Here is a 5,921-nt window from a genome sequence, read left to right as displayed (position 1 = left end):
GGGCGGTGGACGAGATGATCCGGCATTCGACGCCGATCATCCAGTTCCGCCGGACCGTCGCAGCGGAACACACCCTGCACGGGCACGTGTTCGCCCCGGGGGACAAGGTGGTGCTGTACTACGCGTCCGCCAACCGTGACGAGGCGGTCTTCCCGGACCCGGACGTCTTCGACATCACCCGCTCGCCCAATCCGCATCTGGGCTTCGGTGGCGGCGGTCCGCACTTCTGCCTGGGCGCGCATCTGGCCCGGGTGGAGATGAAGGCCCTGTTCCGCGAGCTGCTGACCCGGCCGGTGGGGCTGAGGGCGGTAGGGCTGCCCGATCTGGCGGGGTCCAACTTCGACAACCGTGTCCGCTCGCTCCGGTTCGCTTTCGAGGCGCCCTGACCGGAAGGGCCGGCCGCCGGGCAGGCTGGGGGCCCGGCGGCCGGAGCGGGCGGCGGCGGGCGCCGCCGCGGCTACTTCTGCAGGGTCTGCACCGTGAGGACGCAGTGGGCGCTGCTGGTGAGCACCGCCTCGTCCCCGGCGAAGGCCTGGAGCAGCTCCGGCGTCACCTCCTGGCCCGGAGCGGCCTCGGGCCAGGCCCGGGTGGCGAACAGGAAGTAGGCCTGCCCGCTCTCGTTGGCCGCGGCGACCCACTCGGGCGGGGCGGTGCAGGTGGCGTTGAGCCCGGGCATGGTCAGCGCGATCTGGGCGTCGGCCAGCAGGATCTGCACGGGGAAGGTGCGCGGGTTGCGCGTGCCGTCCATGACCACGTCGCCGATCTGCAGGCCGATCTCCTCCAGCAGCCCGCGGGCGGCCGCCTCGCTGCCCTCCCGGCCCTGCGGACCGTCGCCGAGGGTGTAGGCGATGAGGTACGGGACGTCGTGGCCCTCGGAGGGGTCACCGATCCAGGCGAGAACGGAAAGGGTGCCGAGCAGGGAGCGGTCGGTTTCGGCTTGCGTTGAAGTCATGCGCCGCACCTTAGTGCTCTCCCGCCCGGCCCTTTCACGGCCTTTCACCCGGGCGGGCTACACAGCCCAGAATCCACCTCCGGAATTCGGCCGCATGTTCGCGTCCTGGTACTGGAGCCGCACAATGCGCTGGTTATCCGGAATTTCGAACACCACCCACCCTTCGGCCCGCTCGCCGACCGCCAGGGAATCGAAGACGAGTGGTTTGCCGGTGGTCAGTTCACCGGTGCGCACCACCGGGTGGCGCTTGCCCGCGCCGTCGTACGCCCACATGCGCCCGAGCGCCCCGTACGAGGCCCCGCCGACGTTGACGAAGGACATCGAGGCGGCCACCCAGCGCTTGCCGGCGGGCGGCGCGTAGTTCGGTTCGACGCTGACCGCGGGGTCCACGAACGCGTTGAGCACCGCCTGCAGGTGTCGACCCACCTCCTGCCCTTGCACCCGTACGGAGTCACCCACATGGGCATCCTTCGCGGCGCCCGCCGCGGCCGCCCGGTCCGGCGCTGCGGGCTCCTCGTCGCTCCCGGGCGCCCCGTCGTCGGCCGGGACGGCGGGCGCCGCGGCCGGGGCCTGCGCCGCCCCCTCATGGGTGCTCTGGCAGGCGGTGGCGGTCAGCAGCAGGGCGGGCAGCAGCGCGGCGGCGGCGAGGACGGAGGCGGTCTGACGCATACGGGGACCCCTTCGGGGATGCGGGGATCTGCACGGCGAGGCTCGGGAAATCGTCGGAAGCGGGTGCGGACGCGGATATCTTTCGGCCAGTCTCACGCGCCCGAGCGGGGAATTGCACACACCGACACGAGCGCACGGACCGGACCGGACGCCGACTGCCAGCACAATGCGTTCCGACGGAATCCCGCCACCCCCACCCACCCGGAGGAAGAATGTCCACCGCCGCCCGCCGAATGGCCCTGTCCGCCTTCTCCGCCCTGGCCGCCACCGCCCTCTTCGCCACTCCCGCCCTGGCCACCGTTTTCCACCAGGGAATTTCCCTGGGCTCGAAGGCCCGCATCACCCCGGACGGCTCGGTCGTCCTTTCCGGTGCCTACCGGTGCGAGCTCTCTCCGACCTCGGGCGCGGTCCAGATCAAGGCCACCGTCGTCCAGGACGGCACCCGTCTGAGCATCGGCGCCGGAGAGGTCTTCTGCGACGGCCGGGTGCACGCCTGGGAGGCCGTGAGCCCGCTGACGGCCGGCCTGCACCCGGGCTCCGCGCACGCCGTCGCGGAGCTCCAGGAGATCCACATGGCCGGACTGATGCCGCGTGCGCTCAGCACGGTCGCGGAGGACCAGCAGGACATCGAGGTGGTCGCAGACCACCGGTAGCGGAGCGGGCGCTCCCGCGGGGTCCGGTGGCCGCCGCTACCGGCACTCCGGCGCGACGCCTGTCATCGACATGAACGCGACCGTCTGGCACCCGGGCTCGCTGTGCGGCCGCCCGGTCGTCCAGTCCACGACCGCCTGCCCCCCGGCCGCCAGCAGCAGCACCAGGAGCGTTATCACGATGCCCGTGACCGCGCCCCTGTTCAGGCGGCGCACGGCTCGTTCCGGCAGCCACGCGGAAGACCACGCTTCGGTTTCATGGCCGAATCATCACCCCGCTCCCCGCACCCCACAACCCGGCGTGACCGTACGGTCACGGGATCAGCGGTCACGCCGTGCCGCGCGGGACGCCGCCCGCGTCGAACTCGCACCACACCGCCTTGCCGTCCCCCCGGGACTCCACCCCCCAGTGCGTGGCGAGGGCGTCCACCAGCAACAGCCCGCGCCCCGTGGTCGCCGCCTCGCCGGGGGTGCGCCGGCGCGGCCACACACTGGAGCGGTCCTTGACCCACAGCCGGATCCGCCGCACCGGCTCCGGCAGCACCTCCATGGTCAGCACCGCCCCGCCGTCCGTGTGCAGCAGGGCGTTGACCAGCAGCTCCCCCGCCGCCAGCTCCACGTCGTCGGCCAGATCGGCCATGCCCCAGTCGCGCAGGGCCTGCCGCAGCGCGTAACGGGCGTCGGAGAGCCCCTCGGGGTCGGCCTGGTGGACGTACTGGTGGATCCGGGGGGCCCGGTGGGTGCCCGGGTCCGGGGCCCGCCGCAGGACGAGCAGGGCGACGTCGTCGCCGGAGCCCCAGCGCTCCCAGAGCCGGTCGGAGAGGTGGTCGGCGAGCTCCCCGGCGCCCTGCGGCCCGCTGCGCACGGCGTGGGCCAAGGCGTCCATGCCGGCGGTGATGGTGGAGCCGGGTTCCTCGACGAGGCCGTCGGTGCACAGCACGAGCGTCTCGCCGGGCACCAGGTCCAGCCGGGTCTCGGGGAACTCCTCCTGCTCGAACGCCGAGGCCAGCCCCAGCGGCAGGCCGCCGCGCACGTTGGGCCAGCCGGTACGCCCGTCCGTGTGCCGGATCAGCGGCCCGATGTGGCCCGCGCGGACCGCCCGTACGCCTCCGGTCTCCAGGTCCACCTGCGCGTACATGCAGGTGGCGAAGCGCTCGGTGTCGAGTTCGGCGAGGAAGCGGGAGGCCCTGGCCAGGACGGTGGACGGCGGGTGCCCCTCGCCCGCGTAGGCCCGCAGGGCGATGCGCAGCTGGCCCATGATGGCCGCGGCGTGCGTGTCGTGCCCCTGTACGTCGCCGACGACGATCCCGACGCGGTCGCGGGGCAGGGCGATGACGTCGTACCAGTCCCCGCCGACCTCCCGTCCGCTCCAGGCGGAGTGGTAGCGGACGGCGATCTCCCCGCCGGTGATCTCGGGGATGCGGCGCGGCAGCATCGAGGCCTGCAGGCCGGTGGCGAACTCGCGTTCCTGGTCGAAGAGGAGCGCCCGCTGGAGGGACTGGGCGACGATGCCGGCCAGGCCCAGGCACAGGTTCTGCTCCTCGGGGCTGAACTCGGTGCGCCGGCGGTAGAAGAGCACGAGGCCGCCGATGGCCCGGGCCTGGGCGATCAGCGGCAGGTAGGCGGCGGCGTCGAACCGGATGCGGCGCAGGTAGTCGGCCAGCAGGGGGAACTCGTCGGCGAGCGCGGTGAGCGAGGTCACGAAGCGCGCCTTCCGGGTGATGACGGCCTGGGACAGGGGCAGGGAGCCGTCCAGCCGGGTGAACTTGCGTTCGTCGAGGATCTCCAGGGACTCCCCGCTCAACGCGATGATCTTGATGGCGTCGTTCTCGACGAGGCCGAGGGCCAGCCCGTCCGCGCCGAGCCGTTCCAGGGCGCCGGCGCCGGTGAGGGCGGCCGTCACGTCGTCCACGGTCACGGCCCGCGACAGGGCGTCGGTGGTGCGCTGGACGATGGCCGCCTGCTGGATCCGGGCGTTCTCCAGTCTCCGCAGCACCGTCGCGTGCGCGAGTTCGGCGGTGGCGTCGCGGACGATGCCGACGATCCGCAGGGGCCGGCCGTCGGGGTCGCGCAGCACCCGGCCCTGGGTGTGCGTCCACTGGTCGCGGCCGTCGCGCCGGCGGACCGTGAAGTACGAGCCGTACGTCTGCCCGCCACCGTCGAGCACCCCCCTGACGACGTCCTGGAGCCGGGCGGAGTCGTCGGCCGGGATCCGCAGGCCCAGCCCCTGGGGGGTGTGGTCGAACTCGTCCGCCTCGAGGTCGAAGACGGCCAGGCCGGCCTCGTCCAGGACGAGGGTGTCGCTGTCCAGGTCCCATTCGAAGCTGCCCATGCCGTTGAGCGCGAGCCGCTCGCCGGGGCCCGTCAGGGGCCGGGGCGTGCCCTGCCCGTCGCCGTCCCGCTCCGCCGCTGCCACGAGACACACACCACCTAACGGCCGGGCCAGCACGGCTGCGAGATCAGCCGCTCCCACTCCTCGTCAGGATGCCCCGGGAGGGTGCGCCCGGCCTCCCGCCATCGCTTGACGAGGGAGAGGTAGATCTCCGCGGTGTCCCCGGCGCCCGCCCCGGCGGGCCCGTGCGGGCCGGGCCCGCGGAAGGGGTTCGCGGCGTACGGGCCGGAGCCGTGCCTGCCGGAGCCGTACGGGGTCTGCCCGGGCTGGCCCGGCGCGTGCCGGCCGGCACCGTACTGGCCCGCGCCCTGCGGGTTTCCGCCGAACTGGCCCGCGCCCTGCTGGTTTCCGCCGTACTGGCCCGTCCCCTGCGGGTTTCCGCCGTACTGGCCCGTCCCCTGCTGGTTTCCGCCGTACGGCCCCGCCCCGTACTGGCCCGGCCCGTACGGCTTGCCCGCGGCCGCCGGCGGGGGCTGTTCCCCCCGGCTGGCGGGGATGCGCACCCAGCCACGGCCGCCCTGTGCTCGCTCCGCGCCCATCGCTGACCCCTCTCAGGTGGATCTCAGCGTAGATACGTCTCCGGATGCCCGGCGGACGCCCGGACCGGCCGGACCCCGCCGGCCGGACCCGGCAGCGGACCCCGCGCGCCGAGGCGCTTGCGGACTCCCCTCACCAGTCTCCCCGCCGTGAAGCCCGTGCCGTGCACGAATCGCATGGAAGGTCCGAATGAGGGAGCCGTGAGCAGCCCCGCGAAGAACAACCCCGGCCACGAGGACTCGAAAACGGCGCTCAGCTCCGGGGCGTCCCCCTCGCCCACGGTCGCCAGCGCCGCCCGCAGCCCCGCGTCGAGGAGCTCCAGCCGGCCCAGCCGCGGGGCGAAGCCGGTGGCCGCGATGACGTGCGCGGTGTCCATGACGACGGACTCCCCGGCGGCCGTGGTCAGCCCGAGCCGGGTCCGGCCGCCCACCGCCACCGCCCGGTGCAGCCGGTGCCCCATGAGCGCGGGCACGTTCCGCTCGAAGCGGTCCCGCAGCCACCACGCCCCGGCCGGCCCCAGGGCCGTGGCGGCGATCCGCTCCCGCGTCGGCGCGGGCAGCCTGCGCACGGCCCACGGCAGCTCCGACCACACCCAGCTCCGCCAGCCGGTGCCCAGCCCGCTGTGCGGGTCGCGCAGGGCCCGCAGCGCCGGCCGTCGCAGGGGCTGCGGGACGGTGTTCCAGTTCAGCCGGGACCGCCGGGCCACCAGACAGGGCCGGGC

The 5,921-nt window shown here is 74.0% G+C and carries 7 protein-coding genes and 1 pseudogene; 2 read left to right on the top strand and 6 right to left on the bottom strand.

What is annotated here, in order from left to right; all coding sequences use genetic code 11:
* Positions 1-386, top strand: a 386-nt coding sequence (locus VR44_RS07360; RefSeq protein ID WP_157880247.1) for a cytochrome P450, incomplete at its 5' end; no start/stop codon positions are given.
* A gap of 71 nt (positions 387-457) precedes the next feature.
* Here VR44_RS07360 and VR44_RS07355 read toward each other — a convergent pair.
* Together VR44_RS07355 and VR44_RS07350 are read right to left on the bottom strand one after the other, a co-directional pair.
* Complete coding sequence (locus VR44_RS07355; protein ID WP_045946564.1) at positions 458-952, bottom strand: DUF5949 family protein; 495 nt, start codon at positions 950-952, stop codon at positions 458-460.
* A 57-nt stretch (positions 953-1,009) separates the two neighbouring features.
* Positions 1,010-1,621 (bottom strand): DUF4352 domain-containing protein, encoded by a 612-nt coding sequence (locus tag VR44_RS07350; RefSeq protein ID WP_052713501.1) that lies wholly within the window; start codon positions 1,619-1,621, stop codon positions 1,010-1,012.
* Between the two features lie 212 nt (positions 1,622-1,833).
* On the opposite strand from VR44_RS07350, the gene VR44_RS40980 reads away from it, so the two are divergent.
* A complete protein-coding gene (locus VR44_RS40980) occupies positions 1,834-2,274 on the top strand; it encodes a DUF6299 family protein (protein WP_157880246.1) in 441 nt (146 codons plus the stop codon).
* Between the two features lie 36 nt (positions 2,275-2,310).
* On the opposite strand, the gene VR44_RS45900 is transcribed toward VR44_RS40980, so the two are convergent.
* From VR44_RS45900 to VR44_RS07330, 4 genes and pseudogenes are all read right to left on the bottom strand, one after another.
* Positions 2,311-2,487, bottom strand: a complete 177-nt coding sequence (locus tag VR44_RS45900) for a hypothetical protein (protein WP_169790985.1) — start codon at positions 2,485-2,487, stop codon at positions 2,311-2,313.
* A 112-nt stretch (positions 2,488-2,599) separates the two neighbouring features.
* The gene (locus VR44_RS07340; protein ID WP_045946563.1) at positions 2,600-4,687 is read right to left on the bottom strand and encodes a SpoIIE family protein phosphatase; all 2,088 of its coding nucleotides are present in this window, start codon (positions 4,685-4,687) and stop codon (positions 2,600-2,602) included.
* Positions 4,688-4,701: 14 nt separating this feature from the next.
* A complete protein-coding gene (locus tag VR44_RS07335; RefSeq protein ID WP_045946562.1) occupies positions 4,702-5,202 on the bottom strand; it encodes a hypothetical protein in 501 nt (166 codons plus the stop codon).
* 23 nt (positions 5,203-5,225) lie between these two features.
* Positions 5,226-5,921: pseudogene (locus tag VR44_RS07330) on the bottom strand (dimethylaniline monooxygenase); the annotation flags it as partial.

Source organism: Streptomyces katrae (genome assembly GCF_000966975.1).
Classification (GTDB): domain Bacteria; phylum Actinomycetota; class Actinomycetes; order Streptomycetales; family Streptomycetaceae; genus Streptomyces; species Streptomyces katrae.
This window is presented reverse-complemented; position numbering and strand designations above follow the sequence as displayed.